This is a genomic window from Microbacterium sp. zg.Y909, assembly GCF_024626565.1.
The window spans coordinates 1-22,696 of sequence record NZ_JANJFJ010000038.1 but is presented as its reverse complement, the minus strand read 5'-3'; the positions used below and the strand labels follow the sequence as shown (position 1 = coordinate 22,696).

Sequence of the window (22,696 nt, the reverse complement as noted above, 5' to 3'; positions counted from 1 at the left end):
GCACGGTGAGCACGTCGCAGGGGTTCGTGACGATGACGAAGATCGCTTTGGGCGCCACTTCCAGCAGCTGCGGCATCATCGTCTTCAGGATGCCGGCGTTGGTGCCGGCCAGCTCGATGCGGGTCTGCCCGGGCTTCTGCTTCGCGCCGGCGGTGATCACCACGACGTGCGACCCCTCGGCGACGGAGATGTCGTCGCCGCCGGTGATGTCGCTGGATCCGGTGAACTGGGTGCCGTGGGCGAGGTCGAGCACCTCGGCCTCGACGCGCTCCTTCGCGATGTCATACAGCGCGACGTGGCGCGCCGACCCCCGGATGAGGGCGGCGTAGGCGGTGGAGGAGCCGACGCTGCCGGCGCCGACGACGGTCAGTTTCGAATTCTCGATCGCGGTCATGTGGTCAGTCTTGCAGGGGAGGATGCCGCTGACTACCGGGTGGCCCGACGGAGGTGCCGGCGCTAGGGCGTCGGCGTCGCAGCGCCGGCCTCGGCGGTGGCCGGGCGTGGCGGATTGCGGATGCCGAAGAACGACACGATCCCGCCTGCGGCCATGAGCAGCGCGGTCGCGACCGCCGCCCGATGGAAGCCCTCGAGGTCGAGCGAGCCGCCGACGATAGCGGCCAGCATGGCGATGACGATGAGGCCGGCGACGCGGGAGACGGCGTTGTTGACCGCCGAGGCGATGCCCGACCGCGCCGGTTCGATCGCGCCGAGGATCGCCGCCGTCAGCGGCGAGACGGTCACCGCCAGCCCGAAACCGAAAACCAGCATGCTGGGCAGCACCTGCCACCAGTAGTCGAACTCCTGCGACACGGTGAGGAGCAGCAGCGACCCGGCGGCCATCAGCAGCGGCCCCGCCGTCATGAACAGGCGGGGACCGAGTCGTCCGGCCAGCGCCCCCATCGGGGAGCTCAGCAGCACGAGCAGCACCGTCGACGGAATGGTGGCCAGCCCCGCGAGCGTCGCCGACAGTCCGGCGCCCTGCTGCAGATACACCCCGACCACGAAGCCGTTGAGGGTCAGTGCGCCGTAGATGAACGCGGTGGCCACGTTGCCGGTCCAGAAATTGCGCACCCGGAACAGCACAAGCGGCAGGATCGGGTGCCGTGTCGTGCGCTGACGCACGAGGAAGCCCGCGAACAGCGCGATCCCGAGCGCCAGCGGCATCCAGATGGCAGGCGACGCCCACCCCAGGTTCGGCTGCTCGATGAGGGCGAACACCATGCCGCCCAGGCCCAGGGTGCACAGCACCGCACCGGTCCAGTCGATCGCGGCATCCTCGCGGCGCACGTCGCGGAGGGCCAGGCGGGGGAGCAGCCACAGGGTCACCGCGATCGGAATGACGTTGACCACGAAGGCGAAGCGCCACGACAGGTAGTCGACGAACAGGCCGCCCACGAGCGGCCCGCCGATCGTGGCGGCCGTCGTCAGCGCCGTCCAGACGCCGATGGCGCGCGCCTGGAGGGGGCCGCGCATGTTCGAGGTGATGAGGGCGAGGGAGCTGGGGACGAGGAACGCCCCGGCGGCGCCCTGCACCGCGCGGGCGATGATGAGGGTCACCGGATCCGGTGAGAGGGCGATGGCGACGGATGCCACGCCGAACCCGATCAGCCCGATCCGCAGAACCAGGATGCGCCCGAAGGCGTCGCTCACCGAGCCCGCCAGCAGGATCAGCGAACCGAGGGTGATGAGGTAGGCGTCGACGGTCCACTGCTGCGTGGTCAGGCCGCCGCCGAGGTCCCGGCCGATGGCGGGGAGCGCAACGTTGACGATGCTGCCGTCGAGGAACGCCACGAACGACGCGAGCACCGCGACGGCCACGACCAGTCGCTGCTGCCGGTCCATGGTCTCGGACATGCGCCCACGCTAGACCCGGTGGTGGGGTGTTGGGGTGGCAGTTGCTGTCGCCTGTGGGGGGCCAGAGCGACAGCAACTGCCACATGAACGCGACCGAACGCGTTCAGTGGAGGGTGTCGGATGCCAGGGGGGTGGCATCCGACACCGGGGATCACTGCTGGTCGGCCCAGCTCCAGATGTCATCGCCGCGCAGCGACGCGTCGGCGCCGCCGTCGTTGTAGATGACCTGGCCGGCGAGGTGCGTGTTCTCGGGGCTGGTGAGCCAGATGAGAAGGTTCGCGATCGACTCGGGGGGCTGGTGGTAGTTCAGCGGCATGGGGACCGAGGCATCCACCATCGCCGCGCCCTCGGGCGTCTTCAGCAGGTCGGCGGTCATCGGGGTGATCACGGTGCCGGGGGCCACCGCGTTCAGCGGGATGCCGGCGCCGGCCCAGGCGGGCGTGATCGACTCCCGGCGCACCCAGCGCGACAGGGCGCGCTTGGACGCCGGGTAGACGAGGTAGCCGATCTGGGGCCCCTGGGCGGCGAGGCCCTCGGCGATCTCGAGCGCGCGCGCCTCGTCGCCGGCGAGCGCGGCCTCGACCATCTCGGGGGAGTTCGCCTGCAGCGACGCCATCGACGAGACGACCGCGACGCGCGGGGCGTCGGACTTCGTCAGCGCGGGCAGCAGTGCCTCGAGGAACTCGGTGACGCCGAAGAAGTTGACCGAGATGGTCTTGGCGATCGGGGCCGAGATGCCGGCGCAGGCGATGACCGCGTCGACGGTGCCGCCCGCGAGTTCGACGGCCTTCGCGGCGGCATCGGTGCGCCCTGCGGGCATCGACAGGTCGGCCTCGACGTCGGCGTTTCGCAGGTCGACGCCGATGACGCGCTCGCCACGGTCTCGCAGCAGCTGCGCCGTGGTGGCGCCGATGCCGGATGCCGATCCGGTGACGACATAGGTGCGGGGCATGGTTGCCTCCTTCTTTCCTGGGCCCGGGGGTCGGGGCCGTGGTTCAGGCCGACGGGTCGTCGGACGTGGGTGCAGCGGGCCGATCGGCGTCGGTGCCGATCGCGGCTTCGACGAACCGCGAGGTGAGGGTGGCGAAGCGGCTGCGCTCCGCGGCATCCCATCCCCGCATCGCCTCGTCGACCATCTCGCAGCCGCGCTGGACCAGCAGGGCGAAGACGCGCTCGCCCTCCGGCGAGAGTGCGACGATGCTGGCCCGCCCGTCGTCCGGGTCGGGGGATCGGGTCACGAGGCCCGCCGATTCGAGCCGGACGAGCTGCTTGCTCATGGTGGGCCGGGTCAGTCGCAGATCGGCGGCGAGGTCGCCCGCGCGAGTCGGACCGACCAGGCCCAGGGTGTAGATGGGGCGGATGTCGCCGGCGTCGATGGTCAGTCCCGCTTCACGGGCGACAACGGTCTGCCGCGTGAGCGACGCCCACTGGGCCATCAACTGTGTCAGCGACGTCAGGAGGACCGCCTCCGGAGTGGGGTCCGCCGTCGTCCCATCCATGGTCAGACTCTACGCCGAGTGGTTGCCTCAGGCAACTAAGAGGAGGCTGTCCTGGCCCGGTCGGCTCGATTGGCGGCGTCGGCCCGTCTCGCGTACGATTGTCCGCGGTGACGTGTCCGAGCGGCCGAAGGTGCAACTCTCGAAAAGTTGTGTAGGGTAACCCCCTACCGTGGGTTCAAATCCCACCGTCACCGCCACTGAAAACCCCTGCTGCGGCGGGGGTTTTCTTCTTGTTCGGGATGGTCGTAGTGCAGATCTGGTGCAAGCGACGGCCAGGTCGTCCCAGGGCGTGCACGGGGAGCTCAGCGGCGATGGTCAGGGCGCCAGAGGCAGCTCGAAGCACAGCGACCTGGGCATCGACGCGACGTACGGCTCGTACACGGGGATCGGCGTGAATCCTGCGGCCGTGTACAGCGCGATCGATTCGGGTTGCGGCTTGCCGGTCTGCAGGATGACGCGGCGTGCGCCCTCCGCGCGGGCTCGTTCGATCACGGCGGTCGTCAGGGCCTGACCGACGCCCCGGCGCCGTGCCACGGCGGGCACGATGAGCCGCTTGAGTTCGACGTCCGCGCCGAGGCGGCGCAGCATGACGTGCCCGAGCGGCGTGCCGTCCTCATCGAGCGCGAGGAAGGTCGCGATGACGTCGTCGGGGTGCACGCGCAGGGCCTTCCTGCGCGCCGTGGTGAGTTCGGGGTCCTCGCCGGTCGTCACCGGCCCGTACCGAGCGGTCAGCTCGTCGTCCAGCATCCCGCGCAGCGCGACGGCGCGCGCGTCGTCGACGGGGACCTTCTCGATGCGCACAGCCACGTTCCCATCCTGCAACGCACGCGGCGTCGACGTCGAATGTGAGGATGCTACGGGGCCGCGGCGTGCCGCACTGATCCCCACCGCCGCCGGCGTCCCACGCGGTGCGTCGAGAGTTCCGCCCGCGAGGGGATATCCTCGCTCGGGGCCTTCAGCGCCCCCGTGCCCGGCGCGTCGCCGCCACGTCCTCCGGGAAGAGAAGGTCACACATGTCGGTCGGACTCCTCGCCGTCGTCGACGACATCCTGACGGCCGCGCTCAAAGCCAGCGCGAAGACCGCGGGCGTCGTGATCGACGACGCCGCCGTGACACCTCAGTACGTGCAGGGGATCACCCCCGCCCGTGAGCTGCCGGTGGTGTGGAAGATCGCCCTCGGCAGCCTCGTCAACAAGTTCGTCATCATCATCCCGATCGCGCTCCTGCTCACCGCGTTCGCTCCGTGGGTGCTGCCGTTCCTGCTGATCATCGGAGGCGGCTTCCTCTGCTACGAGGGGGCGGAGAAGGTCCTCGAGTGGTTCGGCAAGCACCACGCGCACGCCGACGACGAGCCGCGCGATGAGAAGAAGCTGGTGCTCGGTGCGGTGCGCACGGACCTCATTCTCAGCACCGAGATCATGCTCATCTCCCTCGCGAACCTGGACCCGGACTTCGGCATCTGGATGACTCTCGGCGCGCTGGTGGTCATCGGTCTCGCGATGACGATCGTCGTCTATGGAGCCGTTGCGCTGCTGGTCAAGATCGACGACGTCGGGCTGCGGCTCATGAAGAGCGCCTCGCGCCGCGTGCGGCGCACCGGCGTGCGGATCGTCGCCTCCATGCCCGCCGTCTTCCGGGTCATCAGCGTCATCGGCACCGTGGCCATGCTCTGGGTCGGCGGCCACCTCGTGATCGCGAATCTCGCCGAGACGCTGTGGGCGGGGCCCTACGACCTCCTGCACTTCGCGACCCACGCGGTCGAAGCCGCGGGTCCCGTCGTCGTCTGGGTCGTGGACACGCTGATCTCCGCTGTGTTCGGCCTCGCGCTCGGGCTGGTCATCGTCCTCGTCATCGCCGGCATCTCCCGCTTGTTGAAGCGCCCCGCGGCCACCGGGTCGCACGCGACCTCGTAGATCTCCTCCCCGGCCTCGCCGCTGTGGCGGATCCCTAGGCGCTCTCGGGGTCCGGCCCCAGCGCAGCGCGCCCGCCGTCGACGGGCAGCACGGTACCGGTGATGAACGCCGAATCGGGCGACAGCAGGAAGGCGACGGCGTGCGCGACGTCCGCCGGGCGGCCGACGTGACCGAGAGGATGCAGAGCCGCCATCTGCCGGTCGACGTCGGGGTGATCGCGCCGATACTCCTCGTATCGTGCGGTCGCGATCGAGCCGAGCGCGACGGCGTTCACGCGGATGCCGCGGGGTCCGTGGTCGACGGCGGTCGCCCGCGTGAGGCCTTCGATCGCCGCCTTCGCGGTCGCATACGGCAGGGCGCCGCGCACGGGGCGCTGCGCCTGGTGCGACGAGATGTTGACGATGGATCCCGGCCGGTCCCGGGCGAGCAGGTGCTGCACGGCCGTCTGGCATCCGACGACGGCCATGTTGAGATTCAGTGCGATGACCGCGCCGATCTCGCCCGGCGCCGCCGTGGCGAGGTCCGCGTCGCGGAACACCGCGGCGTTGTTCACCCATCCGCGCAACGGGGCAAGCGACTCGGCGAGCTCGGCTGCCGTCCGCGCGGCGTCGACATCGCCGGCATCCGCTTGGACATGGTGCACGCCTGGCGCGGCGAGCTGCGGGCGGGCGGGGTCGAGGTTGACGACGGCGTGCCCCGTCGCCACGAGATGCTCCGCGATCGCGCTTCCGATGCCGCCACTGGCGCCGGTCACGACGAACGACGCGGGTGCTGCGTCGTGTGGTCATCTGGTCCTCCTGCCGGTCGAGCATGCTGCTTCCCGTATGGGGGAGCAGCGGGATGGGATGCCTCAGTCCTCGAAGTGAAGCAGACCCCCGGGCCGGCGGTCGAGGAGGCGACAGCGTGCGCCGCGGCGGCAGGCGCCTCAGCGACGGGGGAACGTACCGGGGGACAGTCGCCGCGTGAGCGACGAGTGCTGCCGCGACGCGGGAGATGGTGGACTTCGGCAGGCCGGACCGGCGGGCGAGCTCCGACAGGCTCCCGCTCGAGCAGGTCGCGCTGACGAGCATCGAGATGCGCGCCGAAGCCCGGCCCGCGGCTCAGCGGCCTGAGGTCATCGTGGCCACGATCATGTCGCCGATGAGCCTGCGGTGCGGCTCCTGCAGGGCGGGAGCGAGCATGTCACGGTCGAAGATCGCGGCGAACGTGTGTCGATTCGCCACATGGAAGCATGCGTAGGCGCTGATCATCATGTGCACGTCGACAGCGTCGACGTCGCTGCGGAAGAGCCCCGCATCGACGCCTCGCTCGATCACTTCCTCCAGCAGTGTGATCGCGGTCGCGTTCTCACGGAGGATCGTCTCTGACCTGCGCAGATGCTGCGCCTGGTGGATGTTCTCGATGCTCACCAGCTTGATGAACGCTTCGTGGGTCGTGTGATGGTCGTAGGTTGCCACCGCGATGGTGCGCAGTGCCTCGTCAGCGGGGAGTTCATCGACCCGGATGTCGCGCTCGACCTGACGGATCTGGGCATATACGCGTTCGAGGACGGCGAGGTAAAGTCCCGCCTTCGACCCGAAGTAGTAATAGAGCATCCGCTTGGTCGTTCGCGTGCGCGCCGCGATCTCATCGACGCGGGCCCCGGCGTACCCATTCGCAGCGAATTCGGCCACGGCGACCTCGAGGATATCCTCCTGGCTTCGGATCGCGCGGGGCGTCGTGGTCTGCGCGGCCGCCTCTTCCGCCTCAACCATTCCCCACTCCGAGTGCTCCGCTTTCGTGCTCGATGAGCGAGCGGAAGTGCCGCTCCATCCGTTGCCGGTCGGGACGAACCCCCGTGATGATCTCCATGCTTGCAAAGGCCTGACCCACCGCCATTCTGCCTCCGTCCAGCACCGGAAGGCCGCGTTGCGCCGCCTTGCGGATCAGCTCCGTCTCAAGGGGACGATAGACCACATCCGACACCCAGGTGCCCTCCCCGAGGCACTCCACATCGAAGGCGACTCCGGGGTGATGCGTCATGCCCAGCGGGGTCGCATGCACGACCCCGCTGGCGACCGCGAGGATGTCCCCGAGGTCCACCGCCGGTGTGCAGCGCACCCGTGCTGACGGAAAGAGCTCCTGCAGCGAGTCGGCGAGATCCTGCGCGCGGCGCTCATCCGCGTCAACCAGCCGCAGGTCGACCGCACCGCACATCAGGAGCGCATAGGCGGTGGCGGCTCCCGCGCCACCGCAGCCGAGCTGAACGACCAGCGCCAATGAGGCGCGGGGAAGCCCGGCGACAAGGCCGTCTCGATAACCCATCCAGTCGGTGTTGTAGCCCATGGTGCGCCCCTCGCGCAGCAGGACGAGGTTCACCGCTCCCAGCCGCTGTGCGTCATCGTCCGCCTCGTCCACGAGCCGGTAGGCGATCTGCTTGCAAGGATGGGTGATGTTCACGGCGTCGTACCCCTCGGCGACGACGTCGGCGATCAGGGCTCCCAGGTCCTCAGGCGCCCGACCCAGGGTGAGCAGATCCAGAACGCGGTACTCGTAGTCGAGCCCGAGCGCGGCGGCCTCCACCTCATGCAAAGACGGAGTCAGCGATGAGCCGATCCCTTCCCCGATGAGTCCCACCAGGTGCTTGGCCTGCGCGCGCTCCGTGGCGGCGCGCGTCCTCATGCGCATTCCACGACGCGGCCGTCGCCGGCTGCCCGCGCGGCGCTCGGACTCTGGCGCGGTGCAGTCCGCTTCTCCACGGGTGCACCGGTCAGGCGGCGCGTCACAGGGGACATTCGCATGACATCCTCTCGAGTGCCGGCGCTGGCGCTCATCTGGGGTCGAATTCGGCGTTGCCCCGAAACGTACTAACCAGTACGTTCGCATTACGGGGTGATCAAAGCCGATTCAACCCTGTGGAAGAGGATGCTCGATGTCGAGTCTCGCCGAATGGAACGCACCCGACACGGTCGCGCAGGCGCCGAAGTCGCTGCTCGGAAGGATCATCGCGGTGTTCGACGCGGTGAAGGAGTCTGACGGGTGTGCGTCGATCACCGATATCGCCGTGCGGACGCGACTGCCGAAGTCGACCGTGTCCAGACTCGTGACCGAGTTGACCGGTCAGCGGTACCTCGCCCGGACGGACGAGGGGATCGTGTTGGGCCTTCGTCTGTTCGAGCTCGGAGCGCGGGCGAGTCTGCCACGCCGTCTGATCGGCGCCGCCGCACCCGTCATCCGGAATCTTCGTGAGACCACTGGAGAGCGGGTGGTCCTTTGGATCCAGCAGGGCGACGACATGGTGTCGCTGGCCGCCGTTCCCGGTCGACTTCCGACGTTGCCGACCGTGGCGGGGATGAGGTCGCCCGCACTGACCACCGCCAGCGGAAAGGCGTATCTGGCGTTCTGCGATGATCAGCGCATCGTGAACCGCATCAGCGCGCCACTCGTCGCCGTCGCCGCTCGCAGGTTCCGCGAGGAGCTGACGCACGTGCGCGCAGCCGCCGTGGCGATGGACATCGAGATGTCGTACCCCGGCATCGCGGCTGTGGCGAGCCCCGTCCTCTCGCCCGATCGCGTTGTGCTCGGGGCCATATCGCTCGCGGGCCCCAGCGATGGGATGGACCCCCACAGCGTCGCGCCGTTGGTGCGCGCCGCCAGCAGCAACGTCATGCGGCGCCTGGCGGCGGCCTAGGTCATGCGGTCTGCGGCATGGACCAACGCGGTCAGCGTGCTCGATCGCATCACGGCGGTTTTCGACGCGTTCGGGGAGTATGACGAGGGCTTGGGGGTCTCCGAGCTCGCGCGGCACGCGAACCTTCCCAAATCGACCGTCTCACGCATTGCCGGCGAGCTCGTCGAGCAGGGGATGCTCGACCGCGAGGGCGATACGTTCTACCTCGGAGCGAGGCTGTTCGAATTCGGGCAGACCGTTGCGGAGCCGCGGAAGCTGCGTCACTTCGCGTACCCCGTGATGGCTGGGCTGCGAGACCTCACTTCCCAATCCGTCCAGCTGGCGGTGCTCGACGGAACGGACGTCGTCTTCCTGGCCATAGCGCGAAGCGAGCCGGCGATGCGTCCGCACGCGAGGATCGGCGGACGACTCCCCGCTCATACGACGGCCGTCGGAAAGGCCATCCTGGCCTTTTCTCCGCCGGATGTCGTCGAACGGGTCATCCGGGGTGGGCTGGTCGCGCGAACGGCGCACACGATCACGGACGCCGATGCGCTCTCGCGGGAGCTGCTGCACATCAGAGGAGCGGGCGTGGCCGCAGAGCGGGAAGAATGCGTGATCGGTCGCTCCTGCATGGCCAGTCCGGTCGTGTCTCCAGGCGGTGAGCCCTTCGCTGCGATCTCCGTCGCGGGAGCGTCCGCTGACATCAGGGGAGATCACCTGGCAGCAGCCGTGCGAGCCGCGGCGGCGAGCCTCTCGCAGCGAGCCGCCGTGGTCGGTCGCATGGGCTGAGCGCGATCGCGGACAGACGTGTGGGGGTGGATGCCGCAGGCACCCACCCCCACACCCCCCGGGTGCGTGGCGTCAGCCGGCCATGTCGCGGATCGCCTCGTAAGCGGTCAGGGTGTCGCCGGAGTAATAGCCGCCGAAGAATTCCTCGGCCTGGCTGATGAAGGCATCCATGTCGATGTCCTCCTTCTCGATGACCGTGTACGCGTCGTCGCCGCGGTACTCGTCCAGGATCTCCTCGGTCGACTCCTCGACGCACGCGCGGTTGTCCGGGCGGATGTCGTGGAGAGTCTGCTCCAGCAGCGCGGCCTGCTCGTCGTTCATCTTGTCGTAGGTCTTGTCGCTGACGATGAGCCAGTGGATGCCGATGTTGTGATCGTTGAGCACGATCGTGTTGAGCACTTCGTCATAGCTCGACGAACGCGTTGCCACGATGGGGTTCTCCTGCCCGACCGCGATCCCCTGCTGCAGCGCCGAATAGACCTCCTCCACGGCGACCGAGACGGGGCTGGTCACCCCCAGCGCCTCTGCGTTGGCCAGGAACTGCGGCGAATTGGGGAACCGGATGGGTGCGCCGCCGAGGTCAGCAGGGCTCCTCACCTCGAGGTCCTTGGTGGTGAACGTCCGGTTCCCGAAGAACCAGCCGTCCACGATCCTCACGCCGGTGGCCTCGTGAAACGAGGAGAAGAGCTCTTCGGATCCTTCATCGATCCACTTGAAGGCGTGATCGACGTCGTCGAAGGCGTAGGCAGCGTCGACGACCCCGATCGGCTCGAAGGTCGAGCTCAGCGCTGACGCGCCCTGCAGATCGATGTCGATGTCACCGGCCTGCACCAGCGGGAATCGATCCGCGTCGGGGCCGAGCTGGCTTGCGGGGAAGAGATCGACGGTGAAGCCCATGTCGGCGGCCTCGAGCGTCTCCTTCAGGACCTCGACTCCGCAGTAATAGTTGGGTGTCTGTTCGTTCTGGCTGGTCGCGACGGTGAGGGTGACCGGTGCGCTCGCCTCGCCCGGATCCGCGTCGGTGCTGTCCGGGGTGTCTGTGTTCCCGCCGCCGGCACAGCCGGTGACAAGGAGCGCTGCGGCGACGCCTGCTGCGGCGAAGCGGCTGCGACGGAACGATCGGGTGCTGCCCATGTGGCTCTCCTCTTTCATGCGCACGCCTTCGTGCGAGTGCGGCTGGGGGACGCGGCGCTGCGTCGTGTCGAAGACGTTTCGGACCGTCGGGCGGTCCGCTTCGTCTACCGTGCCACGTTGCAGTACTCCGGCAGTGCCGACTCTGACCGAGTTCGAAAGGTTCGCAAAGCGGTGTCCCGACGAATGGAACATGCGCACGCCGGGCGGGGCGCGGCACGTCGCTGAGTGGAACGCGCCCACCTGCAGGCGCGTCGGTGTCCTATCGTCGCCGCCACAGGAGGCTTCACGCGAGCGGCTGGGGGCGACGATGGCAACCGGGTCGAAGGACGTGCGCATAGCGGTGATCGGCGCCGGATTCATGGGACGTCAGCACATCGAGTTCATCCGCGGCTCGGCGCGCGCGGAGCTGGTCGCCGTCGTCGATCCTCGGGCGGCGGCGCGGGAGGGGCTGGGCTGCGCGACGTTCGGCGAGACCGGTCCGATGCTCGAATCCGTGACACCCGACGCCGTCGTGGTGGCCAACCCGAACGCGGCCCACGTGGACACGGCCGAAGAATGCATCGAGATGGGCGTTGCCGTGCTCCTCGAGAAGCCCGTGGCGGGCTCGTACACATCGGCCTTGCGGCTCGTCGATGCGGTCGAGCAGCACCGTGCGCGTCTTCTCGTGGGTCATCACCGCAGGCACCATCCCGCCGTGGCGCCGGCGCGCGCGGCCATCCGCGCCGGCGAGCTCGGATCGATCGTCGCCGTGAGCGGGCTGTGGGCGGCTCGCAAGGACGACGCGTACTTCACGGACACGCCTTGGCACAGCGAATCCGGTGCGGGGGTCACTCTGATGAACGTCGTCCACGACCTCGATCTGCTGCGCCATCTCTGCGGCGAGCCCGTGGAGGTCCAGGCGATGTCGAGCAGCCGCGCCCGAGGGCTCGAGGTCGAGGACACCGTCTCGCTGAGTCTTCGGTTCGAGAGCGGCGCTTTGGGCAGTTTTCGGGCATTCGATGCGGGGGCCTCCCCTTGGGGATGGGATCAGGCGACCGAGGAGACCTCCGCCTTCCCGTTCATCCCCGACACCGACGCCTACCGGATCGTCGGCACACGTGGTGCGTTGTCCCTGCCCGACCTCGCCACGTTCACCTATCGCGCGACCGTTTCCCCCGACTGGCATTCGCCCCTCTCCCGCACGTACCTGCCTTCAGGGCGCGGGAACTCGTTCGAGGCGCAGCTCGACCACTTCATCGACGTGGTGCTCGGAGCCGCGGAGCCTTTGGTCTCCGCCGCCGACGCGGCCCGCACGCTGGCGCTCCTCGAGGCGATCGAGCTGTCGGCCAGCACCGGCGCGACCGTCGACCTCGCCGGCTTCCGAGCCTCCCGGGCCGCGTCCGTGGAGCGCTGACCCGGGGAGCGCCGGTGCGCGGTCAGGCCGGTGCGGGTGCGGCGAGACGGGCGGCCGCGCGAATCGCGAGCTCGTACCCGTACGTCCCGGCGCCGGCGATCACGGCGTCCGCGACCGAGGAGATCAGCGAGTTGCGGTAGACGGCGTCGCGTGCGTGGATGTTCGTGATGTGCACCTCGACGACGGGCGTCTCGAGCATGCGCAGCGCGTCGAGCAGTGCGATGGACGTGAAGCTGTAGGCGGCCGGGTTGATCACGACGACGGCCGCCTGCCGGACGGCGTCGTGCACCCAGTCCACGAGCTGGTGCTCCGCGCTGGTCTGCCCGAAGAAGAGGTCGAAGCCGAGCTCCACGGCTGTGCGCCGGCACTCGGCCTCCACGTCGTCGAGGGTCGCGTCTCCGTAGAGGCCGGGTTCTCGCAGCCCGAGCATGTTGAGATTCGGCCCGTTGAGCACGAACAGCCGTCCAGGCACCATGCCTGATTTCGTATCCGCCACGGCGGCGGGCTACATCAGTCCGAGCAGCGTCGGCAGCGCCGTGACGATGACGGGGAACAGGGTGAGCAGCAGCAGCACGATGCCGAGAGGGATCAGGAAAGGGAGGATCCCTCGAAAGAGCTCTCCCATCGGACGCCGCGTGATCGAGCCGACCACGAAGAGAACCGCGCCGACTGGTGGTGTGAGAGACCCGATCATCAGGTTGAGGATCATGATGACGCCCAGCTGGACGGGCTCGATTCCGTATTGGCCGATGATCGGCATGAGGATGGGCACGAGCACCAGGATCACCGGAGCCGCCTCGAGGGGGATGCCGAGGAGGATCAGCAGCACGTTCAGCAGGAGCAGGAAGACGATCGGGTTGTCCGTGATGCCCGTCAGCCACTCGCCGAGCGCGCGGGTCACCTGCTCGCGGGCCAGCACCTGGCCCATGAGGTTGGATGCTCCGAGGATGAGGAGGATGCCGCCGGAGATGACGACCGTCTCCTTCGCCGACTTCCAGAAGACCCGCCAGTTGAGCGTGCGGTACATGAGGCCGAGGGCCAGCATGTACACCGACGCGATTCCGGCGCTCTCGGTGGGGGTGAACCACCCGCTGAAGATGCCGCCGAGAATGATCACCGGCAGCATCGCGGGCCCGATCACGCGGACCGCCGCCCGACCGAGCATGCCGCCGTCGAACGGGCGACCGCCCGCGATCTCCGGGTGTCGGCGAACCCAGATGAAGATGTATCCGGCCAGTCCGACGGCCATCATCATCGCGGGAATGATCGACCCGGCGAACAACGCGCCGGTCGAGATGGAGGCGGTCGCAGCGAAGAGGACGGCAGGGATGCTCGGGGGCATGACCGTGCTCATCAGCGAGCCGGATGCGGTGAGGCCCGCCGAGAACCCATAGGGGTAGCCCGACTTGAGCATCTGCGGAACCTGCAGCTTGCTGGTCGATGCCGCGTCGGCGAGGGCGGAGCCGCTGATCCAGGAGAAGCCGATCGCGGTGCCGAGGTTGACGTAGGCGAGATTGCCCGGCAGCCGCGGAAGCAGCGCGCGGGCCAGGTCGTAGAGCCGGGTCGCGATCCCCAGGTTGTTGGCGATGCTGCCGACGAAGATGAACAGCGGCACGGCCAGCAGCGGGAAGCTGTTGATGCCGTTGACCATGGAGGAGAGGGCGTATCCCGCTGACAGGCCCTGGCTGTAGAAGTACAGCAGGCTGGCGGCGATCATGGCGAAGGCGACAGGAACCCGCAAGAACAGGAACACGACGAACAAGAGGATGTAGAGCCAAAGGTCCACGACTCAGATCTCCATCTCGTCGATGTCGAGCTTGCGCTCCGGGCGGGCGGCGAAGGGAATCTTGAAGGCGGACTGCACGGCGGCCGACAGGAAGCCGACCAGAGCGAACACGTACAGCACACCCATCGGCACGTGCATCGCGGCGCTCAGCCTCCCCCACTCGGTGTCGATCTTCACCCACGCCTCGTAGGCGAGCGCCAGGCTCGTGAGCACCATGATCACGGCGGACACGACACGCAGTGCCACGAACCACCGGGTCGCGGCGAGCATCTCATCGAAGATCTCGAGCACGATGTGGCCATTGCGCCCCACGAGATAGCCGGCGGTGATGAAGGTCAGCGCGATCATCGACAGGAGGGCGAGCTCGCCGGCTCCCACCCAGCTGACGGCGGGGAAGTATCGTCCCAGCACCTGGTACATCACGCCGAAGACGATCAAGGCGAACAGCGTCACGCCGACGGTGATCTCGATGGCGGAGAGCACCCTGATGACGACGGGGTCGGGGGGAACCCCCTCGTTCAGCTTCGGTTCGGTGAAGAACGTCCTGGTGGGCGGGAAGATGGAGTCCTCGAGCGCGGGCTCCTCCGCGGCAGGAGGCTCAGCGCCCTCCGCGCGGGGAGGATCCTCAGGCGCATCGAACGCGCGCTCTTCGTCGGTCATGACGTCACCTCCGACGTGTCTGGCCCCATTGCCGATCTCCTTGCCGGTCCGCAGGCGGTGCGTGCTCAGATGCCACGCCCCAGAGACTCTGGTCTGCCTGCAGGGGGCTGCATAGCCGAGTCTCGCCGAATGGGACACCGGTCCCGCAGCGACACGACGACGGTGCCGGGGCATTTCTGCCCAGTGGGACGGGCTTTGTCGGCGAAGTCCGCGTGTGAATAGCATGCGATCGGCGTCAGAGCCGACGGACGGAGTTGTCATGACCGCATCTACATCGAAGGCGCTGTCGAGCGAGCAGGAGGCTGAGCTCGACGACGTGTTCGCCCGCGCCCAGGCGGCGCTGAAGATCATCGAGACCTACGACCAGGAGCGCGTCGATCGCCTGATCCGCGCCGTCGCGTGGGCGGTGGCGAACCGTTCGGCCTTCCACCGGCTCGTGGAGATGGGGATCGAGGAATCCGGTCTCGGCGACTTCGGCAGCCGCATGAACAAGCGCATGAAGATCCGCGGTGTGCTCCGCGATGCGCTCCGCTCTCCCTCGGTCGGCATCATCGAGGAGGATGTCGAGCGAGGGCTCGTCAAGTACGGCAAACCCGCGGGCGTGATCGGGTGCGTGGTCCCCACCACCAACCCCGACCTCACTCCTGCGGGCAATGCGATCTATGCCATCAAGGCGCGGGACGTCGTGGTGTTCTCGCCGCACCCGCGCTCGAAGCGCACCACCTTCGAGACGGTTCGGCTCATGCGGGAGGCGCTCGAGGCCGAAGGCGCTCCGGCCGACATCCTCCAGTGCATCACGCTGCCGAGTCTTGCGGCATCCCAGGAGATCATGCGTCGCTCCGACCTCGTCATCGCCACCGGTGGCCAGGGTCTCGTGCGCGCCGCGTACAGCTCCGGAACGCCTGCGTACGGTGTGGGGGCCGGCAACGCGACCGAGTTCGTCGACGAGACGGCGGATCTGGCGGAGACGGCACGCAACTGCATGCTCTCCAAGACCTCGGACTTCGGTTCGGGATGCTCCGCGGACGGCAACGTGCTGGTTCCGCGGTCCCGCTACCAGGCCATGCTCGAGGCGCTCGAGGCCGAAGGCGGATATCTCGCCGATGCGCAGCAGCGCGCGGCCCTGCAGCGGGTGATGTGGGATGCCGACGGCCATCGGCTGGCCGACACCGTCGCGGTGTCGCCGCAGGCGCTCGCCCGGGCGGCGGGCTTCGAGATCCCCGAAGACCGGCGGTTCATCGTCGTCGAAGGCGACGGGATCGGCGAGGAGCACCAGTTCTGCAAGGAGAAGCTGACGACCCTGATGGCCGTTCACGCCTACGAGGGGTCGTTCGAGGACGGAGTGGAAGTCGCGCGGCGGCTCTACGACATCGGCGGCAAGGGCCACTCCTGCGGTATCGCGTCCACCGACGACGCCCACATCGACTACTTCGCCCGGCACATGCCGGTGTCGCGGATCATGGTCCGCCAGCCCAACTCGAAGGCCAACGCGGGGTCGTTCACGAACGGCATGCCCATGACGTCCTCGATGGGCTGCGGAACGTGGGGTGGGAACATCACGTCGGAGAACGTGTCCCTTCGCCACTACCTCAACACCACCTGGGTCTCGCGCACGATCGCCGAAGACCGTCCCTCCGACGAGGCGCTCTTCGGCGACTTCTACGATCCCGCGCTCGAAGCGGCCGATGCGGATGCGGTCTCCGCCGCATGAGCGCGTCCCTGGACGGCGACGCTGCCGTCACGTCGCCGCAACCCGACGCCGAAGCCCTCGTCGCGGAGGCTCGGCAGTGGTGGCACACCGACATCATCGACATCCATCCCGGCGAGATCGCGCTGCGCGGCTACCCCATCGAGGAGCTCATCGGCAACGTCGGCTTCGTCGACACGATCTGGATGATGCTGCGGGGAGAGCTGCCGTCACGCGCCCACGCCGCCTTGCTCGAGGCGGCTCTGGTGGCATCCGTCGATCACGGACCGCAGGCGCCGTCGATAGCGATCGCGCGGATGGCCGTGACCTGCGGCCTCCCTGTCAACGGTGCGATGGCGTCGGCGATCAACGTGCTCGACGACATCCACGGCGGTCCCGGGCAGCAGTGCATGGAGCTGTACCTCGAGATCGATGCGGAGGCGGGACCCGTCGGCTCCCTCGATCAGGCGGTCGACCGGGTGCTTCAGCGTCGGCGGGATGCCGGCGAGCGGTACGTCCCCGGCTTCGGGCACCGGTTCCATCCCCTCGACCCCCGCACGCCCCGGCTTCTGTCGCTGGTCGACGACGCGGTCGCCGAGGGCGCCGTCGGCGGCAGGTTCGCCGCCATCGGCCGCGCGGTCGCCGACGCGATCAGCGCCGGCAGGTCCGCGCCGATCCCGATGAACGTCGACGGCGTCACCGCGATCATCTACTGCGAACTGGGCCTGCCTCCCGAGCTCGGGCGCGGCGTGTTCATCCTGGCCCGCTCGGTCGGCATCCTCGCCCATGCGAGCGAGCAGATGACTCAGGGCGGCCGCATCAAGGGCCCGCTGCCGAAATCCCTCGGCTACACCTACACCGGACCCGCCCGCAGGTCGGTTCCGCGCAATGACGACGATGGAAGGACCCGCTCATGAAGGATCTCGTCTCGACCCAGATCACGCGCTATCTCGAATCGCGGGACGTGACGCACGTCTTCGGCCTGTGCGGTCACACGAACATCGCGCTGCTGGCGGCGCTCGAGAAGAGCGACCGCATCGCGTTCGTGAACGTGCGCCATGAGCAGATCGCCGCGCATGCCGCCGACGGATACGCCCGCGCGACGAAGCAGACGGCCGTCGTCCTGACTCACCTGGGCCCTGGGCTGACCAACGCGGCGACGGGGGTGGCCAACGCCGCCCTCGACTCGATCCCGATGGTCGTCATCGCCGGCGACGTGCCCTCGCACTACTTCGGCAAGCACCCCCACCAGGAGGTCAACCTCCACGCCGATGCCGCGCAGTACGAGATCTACCGCCCGTTCGTCAAGCGTGCATGGCGGGTGGACAAGCCCGAGCTGGTCGCGGAGGTGCTCGACAAGGCGTTCACCCTCGCCGCGAGCGGGCGCCCCGGCCCGGTGCTCGTCGACGTCCCGATGGACGTCTTCTCGGCCGACGTCGACGTCGCATCGTTCGACCGGGTCATCAGCGGCACGCGCGCTCTCGTGAAGCCGAGCCTCGACGAGGCGGCCGCCGAGCGCATCGTGCAGAACCTCCTCGACGCCGATCGCCCCGTGCTCTACGTCGGCGGCGGGATCATCGGCGCCGGTGCGTCGCCGGAGCTCGCGGAGTTCGCGGAGCATCTGTCGCTCCCCGTCGCGCACAGCCTCATGGGCAAGGGCGCGATACCGGACGACAATCCGCTCGTGCTGGGCATGACCGGGTTCTGGGGCACGGCCTTCACGAATGAGACCACGCGGACAGCGGACTGGATCCTCGCCCTCGGCACCCGGTTCGCCGAAGCCGATTCGAGCTCGTGGTATCCGGAGTACACCTTCGACATCCCGGCGACCAGGCTCATGCAGATCGACATCGATCCCGCCGAGCTGGGTCGCAACTATCCGCTGGAGATCGGCGCGCTCGCCGACCTCAAATCCGCGCTCGTGGTGCTCCTGCGCGTGGCGCGCCGACTGGCGCCCGAGGGTGTGCAGAGGCCCGAGCTGGTGGCGCAGATCGCCGCGAGCCGCGACGAGGTGAGGCGCCGCAACGTCGAGGCGCAGTCCTCTGATGCGTGGCCCATGCGCCCCGAGCGCATCCTCTCCGAGACCCGGGAGGTCCTCCCCGCCGACGCGATCATCACCACGGACGTCGGCTGGAACAAGAACGGCGTGGGGCAGCAGTTCGACATCCTCACTCCCGGCACCTTCCTCACCCCCGGCGGCTTCGCGACCATGGGGTTCGGGGCGCCGGCCGCCGTCGGCGCGAAGATCGGATGCCCGGACCGGGTGGTCGTGTCGCTCGTCGGCGACGGAGGGTTCGGCCAGAACCCCGCCGTGCTCTCCACCGCCCGCGAGGAGAACGTCCCGGTCGTCTGGGTCGTGATGAACAACAACGCGTTCGGCACCATCGCCGGTCTGGAGAAGGCGGCGTTCGACACGACGTACGGAACCGTGTTCGGAAGCGCGGAGGACCCGATGTACACCGACTTCGCCAAGATCGCCGAGGCCTACGGGGTCACCGGGATCAGGATCCAGTCCGCCGCCGAGTTCAAGCCGGCCCTGGAGCGCGCCATCGCCGCGGGCGAGCCCGTGGTGATCGACGTGTCGATGGTGAACGTGCCCACCCCGACGACCGGCCACTGGAACATCCTCGACATCTACTCCCCGGGCGAGACGATCGAGCACGTCGCCACCCACTGACCGGCAGATCGGCGGTTCGACCATGACGATCACCCCGCGCGCACGCGACGTGCTCATTTCGACCGTGTGCTTGGCGGGCACGCTCGAAGACAAGCTGAACGCCGCCGCCGAGGCCGGGTTCGGCGGCGTGGAGATGCTCGAGTACGACCTCCTCATGTCGTCCTGGTCCCCCCGGCGCCTGGCGGCCGAGGCTGCCGGGCTCGGCCTGGCGGTGGACGTGTACCAGCCGTTCCATGTCGAGACCGTGCCGGCGGAGGCGTTCGAGCGTCAGCTGCGCAGGGCGGAGCGCAAGTTCGACCTGCTCGGCGAACTCGGCGCGCGCGTGCTCGTGTGCTGCTCGGAGAAGACCACGGAAGGGCTGGACGACGAGGAGCGCGGGGTCGCCCAGCTGCGCACGCTTGCGGAGCGGGCTCACGCACGAGGGATCCGGCTGGCCTACGAAGCCGTGCCGTGGGGCCGGGTGCGCAGTCACGCGCAGGCGTGGAAGCTCGTCGAGCGGGCCGACCATCCGGCGTTGGGGCTCTGCCTCGACAGCTTCCACGTGCTCTCCCTCGAGAACACGTCGGCGGCGCTCGCCGGCATCCCGACCGAGAAGGTCTTCCACGTGCAGCTCGCCGACGCGCCGCGCCCGAACATCGACGTGCCGGAGTGGAGCCTTCACCACCGCCTGTTCCCGGGGCAGGGGTCGCTCGACGTCGCGGGCTTCCTCGCCCACCTGCAGGCGACCGGCTACGACGGCCCCGTCGCGCTGGAGGTGTTCAACGACGTCTACCAGCAGGAGGATCCCCGGCACGCCGCGACGGACGCGATGCGCTCGATCCGCGTGCTCACCGAGGCGATCACGGCGGCGTCGGGCGACGCACCCGCCGCACCGCCGTCCGCGTCCGACCTTCCGCCCGCGCCTCACCTGAACGGCTTCGCCTTCACGGAGCTCGCCGTCGACGACATCTCCGGACCGCTTCTCTCGCGCGCCCTGCGCGCCCTCGGCTTCGCGCACACCGGTCAGCATCGCTCCAAGCCCGTGCAGCTGTGGGAGCAGGGCGGCGCCCGAGTGCTGCTGAACTTGGGGCCCGAGAGATCCGTCGCCCCGGCGACGGCGGCCATCAGTGCGCTGGCCGTCGAGAGCGCCGACCCCGCGGCCTCGATGCTCCGGGCGGAGAGCCTGCTGGCATCCAAGCTCGCCCGGCCCCGTGGCCCGCACGAGGCGGACATCGCGTCGGTGGCGACACCGGGCGGTGCGGCGCTGTTCTTCTGCGACTCCGACGCCGGCCGCACCTGGCTGACCGACTTCGACCCGACAGGGGAGCTGCTTCCGGCATCCCCGCTGCTGCGCGACATCGACCATGTGGCGATCACGGAGGCCATCGACGAGTTCGATCAATCCGCCCTGTTCTTCCGAACGGTCCTCGGGCTGGTCGACGGCGTCTCCGGTGAGATCACCGCGCCGTTCGGTCTCGTCCGCACCTGGTCCGCGCGCGATCGTGACGGGCGCGTGCGGGTGGTCCTCAGCACGACGCCGCTGCGCCGCGGGGATTGGGCGCCCGCCGTGTCCAGCCCGCAGTACATCGCGTTCTCGACCGATGACGCGATCGACTGCGCCCGTGCCCTGAGTGAACGCGGCGCCTCGATCCTCCGGATCCCCGACAACTACTACGACGACCTCGACGCCCGGCTCGATCTCGCGCCCGGATTCGTCGACCTCCTGCGCGAGCACTCCGTGCTCTACCACCGTGATGAGGGTGGGGCCGTACTCCACTTCTTCACCGAGATGGTGGGCTCGCGCGTCTTCTTCGAAGTCGTGCAGCGCATTGACGGCTACGACGGGTTCGGCGACCGGCACACCGTCCCGCTGCGCATGGCCGCCCACCGTCGCCAGCGGATGCGCACGCTGGGCAGTCCGCCGTCCTCGGGGTCGGGCGAGCACCGGCGCGACTACTCGCTCGCGCACCTGACCGCACTGAGCCTGACGCCGCCCGAGCTCGTCGATGCCGCCGCGTCGGCGGGGTACCGCTACGTCGGCCTGCGCATGACGAAGGTCACGACGCAGGAGCCCCACTATCCGCTCGCCTCCGACCCGGCGCTCATGCGCGCGACGAAGACCCACCTCGCCGCGACGGGGGTCGGGGTGCTCGACATCGAGCTCGCCCGCATGACCTCGGGGGACAACCCGCGCGACTTCCTGCGCTTCCTCGAGGCGGGTGCCGAACTCGGCGCGCGACACGTCATCACCCAGCTTCCCGACGCGGACTTCTCCCGCAAGACCGACCGCTTCGCGGAACTGTGCCGGCTTGCCGCCCCCCTCGGGTTGACGATCGACCTCGAGTTCCCCTCCTGGACAGAGACGCCGAACCTGACCGAGGCCGTGCGGGTGCTGCGCTGCGCCGACCAGCCGAATGCGGGGCTTCTGATCGACGTGCTGCACTTCGCGCGATCCGGTTCGAGCATCGCCGAGCTGCGCGACCTGCCCCAGGAGTGGTTCCACTACGCGCACGTCTGCGACGCGCCGGCGGAGACACCCGAGACGACCAGCGGATTGATCCACACGGCGCGCTTCGAGCGGCTGTTCCCCGGCGAGGGAGGCCTCGACATGCGTGGCATCCTGTCGGCGCTGCCGGACGGCATCCCGTACGCGCTGGAGATTCCGCGCGCCATGCTCGTGGCTCAGGTCGGGCCCAAGGAGCACGCGCGCCTCGCGATCGACGCCGCGCGGCGCCACCTCGACGCCGTGGACGCGCTCGTGTGAGCCCAGGGCCCAGGAATCGGACGCCGCCCGGGGTCGTCGCACCGCTCAGCCGGATGCGGCCGTGATCGACCTGCCCGCGTATGCCTGGCCGCTGCTCGCCCTCGGCGCCGTCATCGTCGGCGTCTCGAAGACCGCCCTGCCCGGCTCGGCCACGCTCGCCGTGGCCGTCTTCGCCGCCCTCCTGCCCGCGCGGACCTCGACGGCCGCCCTGCTCGTGCTGCTGATCGTCGGGGACGCGCTGGCCTTGGCGCTGTACCGGCGCCACGCCGACTGGAGGAGCCTGTGGCGCCTCGCGCCGGCGGTGGCGGTGGGGATCGCGGTCGGCGCACTCTTCCTCGCGCGGGCCGATGACGTGCTGGTGCGTCGCGGCATCGGGGCGGTGCTGATCCTCCTCGTCGTCGTGACCCTCGTCCTCCGACGCACGCGAGTGCGCGCCCCCGGCGGACGGGCGGCGCTGGTGGGGTACGGCGCGCTGGGGGGATTCACCACCATGGTGGCGAACGCGGGCGGTCCGGTGATGTCGCTGTACTTCCTCGCCGCCCGCTTCGATGTGCGGTCGTTCCTGGGGACGGCGGCGTGGTTCTTCGCGATCGTCAACGTCGCGAAGCTGCCCATCGTGGTCGGCCTCGGTCTGTTGACGGCCCCCGTGCTCTGGCTGGATCTTCTGCTCGTGCCCGCCGTGCTCGCCGGAGGGCTGCTGGGGCGCGTCATCGCGGGGCGCATGACGCAGCGGTTCTTCGACGGTGCCGTCCTGCTGCTCACCGCAGTGACGGCGCTCTGGCTGCTCGCAGGGCCGTCGTGACAGCGCGCCGCGGCGGGTGTCAACCCGGTTGAGCGGATGTCGGCTGCGCCGCACCCTTGACGCAATCCCAGGAGGACACCATGAGCGATCTGAACATGCCCCACGAA

21 protein-coding genes, 1 tRNA gene and 1 pseudogene are annotated in these 22,696 nt (G+C 69.1%); 10 read left to right on the top strand and 13 right to left on the bottom strand.

What is annotated here, in order from left to right:
• The 4 genes from NQ160_RS05020 to NQ160_RS05005 all read right to left on the bottom strand — a co-directional run.
• Window positions 1-394 (bottom strand): lactate/malate family dehydrogenase (locus NQ160_RS05020; RefSeq protein ID WP_441338261.1); only part of this gene is annotated, 394 nt, incomplete at its 3' end.
• Window positions 395-456: 62 nt separating this feature from the next.
• On the bottom strand, window positions 457-1,854 hold the full coding sequence (locus tag NQ160_RS05015; RefSeq protein WP_257514143.1) for an MFS transporter: 1,398 nt from the start codon (window positions 1,852-1,854) through the stop codon (window positions 457-459).
• Window positions 1,855-2,005: 151 nt separating this feature from the next.
• Window positions 2,006-2,806 carry an SDR family oxidoreductase gene (locus NQ160_RS05010; protein WP_257514142.1) on the bottom strand — a complete coding sequence of 267 codons (801 nt, stop codon included), beginning with the start codon at window positions 2,804-2,806 and terminating at the stop codon, window positions 2,006-2,008.
• A gap of 43 nt (window positions 2,807-2,849) precedes the next feature.
• The gene (locus NQ160_RS05005; protein ID WP_257514141.1) at window positions 2,850-3,353 is read right to left on the bottom strand and encodes a MarR family winged helix-turn-helix transcriptional regulator; all 504 of its coding nucleotides are present in this window, start codon (window positions 3,351-3,353) and stop codon (window positions 2,850-2,852) included.
• 106 nt (window positions 3,354-3,459) lie between these two features.
• Between NQ160_RS05005 and NQ160_RS05000 the strand changes: the two genes are divergently transcribed.
• Window positions 3,460-3,550, top strand: a tRNA-Ser gene (locus tag NQ160_RS05000).
• 118 nt (window positions 3,551-3,668) lie between these two features.
• Here NQ160_RS05000 and NQ160_RS04995 read toward each other — a convergent pair.
• Window positions 3,669-4,160, bottom strand: a complete 492-nt coding sequence (locus tag NQ160_RS04995; RefSeq protein WP_257514140.1) for a GNAT family N-acetyltransferase — start codon at window positions 4,158-4,160, stop codon at window positions 3,669-3,671.
• A 206-nt stretch (window positions 4,161-4,366) separates the two neighbouring features.
• Here NQ160_RS04995 and NQ160_RS04990 point away from each other — a divergent pair, with 206 nt between their 5' ends.
• Entirely contained in the window at window positions 4,367-5,266 is a 900-nt protein-coding gene (locus NQ160_RS04990) for a DUF808 domain-containing protein (RefSeq protein WP_257514139.1), read from the top strand.
• Window positions 5,267-5,300: 34 nt separating this feature from the next.
• On the opposite strand, the gene NQ160_RS04985 is transcribed toward NQ160_RS04990, so the two are convergent.
• The 4 genes and pseudogenes from NQ160_RS04985 to NQ160_RS04975 all read right to left on the bottom strand — a co-directional run bounded on the left by NQ160_RS04985 (window position 5,301) and on the right by NQ160_RS04975 (window position 7,927).
• Entirely contained in the window at window positions 5,301-6,020 is a 720-nt protein-coding gene (locus NQ160_RS04985; protein ID WP_257514138.1) for an SDR family NAD(P)-dependent oxidoreductase, read from the bottom strand.
• A 220-nt stretch (window positions 6,021-6,240) separates the two neighbouring features.
• Window positions 6,241-6,336 (bottom strand): annotated as a pseudogene (locus tag NQ160_RS24960) (helix-turn-helix domain-containing protein); the annotation flags it as partial.
• 30 nt (window positions 6,337-6,366) lie between these two features.
• Entirely contained in the window at window positions 6,367-7,020 is a 654-nt protein-coding gene (locus NQ160_RS04980) for a TetR/AcrR family transcriptional regulator (protein WP_257514137.1), read from the bottom strand.
• A complete protein-coding gene (locus NQ160_RS04975) occupies window positions 7,013-7,927 on the bottom strand; it encodes a shikimate dehydrogenase (protein ID WP_257514136.1) in 915 nt (304 codons plus the stop codon). The genes NQ160_RS04980 and NQ160_RS04975 overlap by 8 nt, the downstream gene beginning before the upstream one ends.
• Before the next feature lie 250 nt (window positions 7,928-8,177).
• Here NQ160_RS04975 and NQ160_RS04970 point away from each other — a divergent pair, with 250 nt between their 5' ends.
• Together NQ160_RS04970 and NQ160_RS04965 are read left to right on the top strand one after the other, a co-directional pair.
• A complete protein-coding gene (locus NQ160_RS04970) occupies window positions 8,178-8,936 on the top strand; it encodes an IclR family transcriptional regulator (RefSeq protein WP_257514135.1) in 759 nt (252 codons plus the stop codon).
• A gap of 36 nt (window positions 8,937-8,972) precedes the next feature.
• Window positions 8,973-9,707, top strand: a complete 735-nt coding sequence (locus tag NQ160_RS04965) for an IclR family transcriptional regulator (RefSeq protein ID WP_257514134.1) — start codon at window positions 8,973-8,975, stop codon at window positions 9,705-9,707.
• 72 nt (window positions 9,708-9,779) lie between these two features.
• Here the strand turns inward: NQ160_RS04965 and dctP are convergent, their stop codons facing one another.
• Window positions 9,780-10,841 (bottom strand): TRAP transporter substrate-binding protein DctP, encoded by a 1,062-nt coding sequence (gene dctP, locus NQ160_RS04960; protein WP_257514133.1) that lies wholly within the window; start codon window positions 10,839-10,841, stop codon window positions 9,780-9,782.
• A gap of 307 nt (window positions 10,842-11,148) precedes the next feature.
• Here dctP and NQ160_RS04955 point away from each other — a divergent pair, with 307 nt between their 5' ends.
• Window positions 11,149-12,234 (top strand): Gfo/Idh/MocA family protein, encoded by a 1,086-nt coding sequence (locus NQ160_RS04955; protein WP_257514132.1) that lies wholly within the window; start codon window positions 11,149-11,151, stop codon window positions 12,232-12,234.
• A gap of 22 nt (window positions 12,235-12,256) precedes the next feature.
• Here NQ160_RS04955 and NQ160_RS04950 read toward each other — a convergent pair whose 3' ends face one another.
• The 3 genes from NQ160_RS04950 to NQ160_RS04940 are packed head-to-tail and all read right to left on the bottom strand — an operon-like array spanning window position 12,257 to window position 14,680.
• Window positions 12,257-12,730 carry a type II 3-dehydroquinate dehydratase gene (locus tag NQ160_RS04950; RefSeq protein ID WP_308211444.1) on the bottom strand — a complete coding sequence of 158 codons (474 nt, stop codon included), beginning with the start codon at window positions 12,728-12,730 and terminating at the stop codon, window positions 12,257-12,259.
• Window positions 12,731-12,739: 9 nt separating this feature from the next.
• On the bottom strand, window positions 12,740-14,020 hold the full coding sequence (locus tag NQ160_RS04945; RefSeq protein WP_257514131.1) for a TRAP transporter large permease: 1,281 nt from the start codon (window positions 14,018-14,020) through the stop codon (window positions 12,740-12,742).
• A 3-nt stretch (window positions 14,021-14,023) separates the two neighbouring features.
• Window positions 14,024-14,680 (bottom strand): TRAP transporter small permease, encoded by a 657-nt coding sequence (locus tag NQ160_RS04940; protein WP_257514130.1) that lies wholly within the window; start codon window positions 14,678-14,680, stop codon window positions 14,024-14,026.
• Window positions 14,681-14,939: 259 nt separating this feature from the next.
• On the opposite strand from NQ160_RS04940, the gene NQ160_RS04935 reads away from it, so the two are divergent.
• The 5 genes from NQ160_RS04935 to NQ160_RS04915 all read left to right on the top strand — a co-directional run bounded on the left by NQ160_RS04935 (window position 14,940) and on the right by NQ160_RS04915 (window position 22,589).
• A complete protein-coding gene (locus tag NQ160_RS04935) occupies window positions 14,940-16,391 on the top strand; it encodes an aldehyde dehydrogenase family protein (protein WP_257514129.1) in 1,452 nt (483 codons plus the stop codon).
• Window positions 16,388-17,284, top strand: a complete 897-nt coding sequence (locus NQ160_RS04930; RefSeq protein ID WP_257514128.1) for a citryl-CoA lyase — start codon at window positions 16,388-16,390, stop codon at window positions 17,282-17,284. The genes NQ160_RS04935 and NQ160_RS04930 overlap by 4 nt, the downstream gene beginning before the upstream one ends.
• Window positions 17,281-19,044, top strand: a complete 1,764-nt coding sequence (locus NQ160_RS04925) for a thiamine pyrophosphate-binding protein (RefSeq protein WP_257514127.1) — start codon at window positions 17,281-17,283, stop codon at window positions 19,042-19,044. The genes NQ160_RS04930 and NQ160_RS04925 overlap by 4 nt, the downstream gene beginning before the upstream one ends.
• A 22-nt stretch (window positions 19,045-19,066) precedes the next feature.
• Window positions 19,067-21,787 (top strand): TIM barrel protein, encoded by a 2,721-nt coding sequence (locus tag NQ160_RS04920; protein WP_257514126.1) that lies wholly within the window; start codon window positions 19,067-19,069, stop codon window positions 21,785-21,787.
• 61 nt (window positions 21,788-21,848) lie between these two features.
• Window positions 21,849-22,589 (top strand): TSUP family transporter, encoded by a 741-nt coding sequence (locus tag NQ160_RS04915; protein ID WP_257514125.1) that lies wholly within the window; start codon window positions 21,849-21,851, stop codon window positions 22,587-22,589.
• Window positions 22,590-22,696: the final 107 nt, after the last annotated feature.

Bases quoted from the DNA above. Each gene is read 5' to 3' on its own strand.
- NQ160_RS05015 (WP_257514143.1), bottom strand. From the start codon at position 1,854: ATGTCCGAGACCATGGACCGGCAGCAGCGACTGGTCGTGGCCGTCGCG.
- NQ160_RS05010 (WP_257514142.1), bottom strand. From the start codon at position 2,806: ATGCCCCGCACCTATGTCGTCACCGGATCGGCATCCGGCATCGGCGCC.
- NQ160_RS05005 (WP_257514141.1), bottom strand. From the start codon at position 3,353: ATGGATGGGACGACGGCGGACCCCACTCCGGAGGCGGTCCTCCTGACG.
- NQ160_RS04990 (WP_257514139.1), top strand. From the start codon at position 4,367: ATGTCGGTCGGACTCCTCGCCGTCGTCGACGACATCCTGACGGCCGCG.
- NQ160_RS04980 (WP_257514137.1), bottom strand. From the start codon at position 7,020: ATGGTTGAGGCGGAAGAGGCGGCCGCGCAGACCACGACGCCCCGCGCG.
- NQ160_RS04975 (WP_257514136.1), bottom strand. From the start codon at position 7,927: ATGAGGACGCGCGCCGCCACGGAGCGCGCGCAGGCCAAGCACCTGGTG.
- NQ160_RS04970 (WP_257514135.1), top strand. From the start codon at position 8,178: ATGTCGAGTCTCGCCGAATGGAACGCACCCGACACGGTCGCGCAGGCG.
- dctP (WP_257514133.1), bottom strand. From the start codon at position 10,841: ATGGGCAGCACCCGATCGTTCCGTCGCAGCCGCTTCGCCGCAGCAGGC.
- NQ160_RS04955 (WP_257514132.1), top strand. From the start codon at position 11,149: ATGGCAACCGGGTCGAAGGACGTGCGCATAGCGGTGATCGGCGCCGGA.
- NQ160_RS04940 (WP_257514130.1), bottom strand. From the start codon at position 14,680: ATGACCGACGAAGAGCGCGCGTTCGATGCGCCTGAGGATCCTCCCCGC.
- NQ160_RS04935 (WP_257514129.1), top strand. From the start codon at position 14,940: ATGACCGCATCTACATCGAAGGCGCTGTCGAGCGAGCAGGAGGCTGAG.
- NQ160_RS04930 (WP_257514128.1), top strand. From the start codon at position 16,388: ATGAGCGCGTCCCTGGACGGCGACGCTGCCGTCACGTCGCCGCAACCC.
- NQ160_RS04925 (WP_257514127.1), top strand. From the start codon at position 17,281: ATGAAGGATCTCGTCTCGACCCAGATCACGCGCTATCTCGAATCGCGG.
- NQ160_RS04920 (WP_257514126.1), top strand. From the start codon at position 19,067: ATGACGATCACCCCGCGCGCACGCGACGTGCTCATTTCGACCGTGTGC.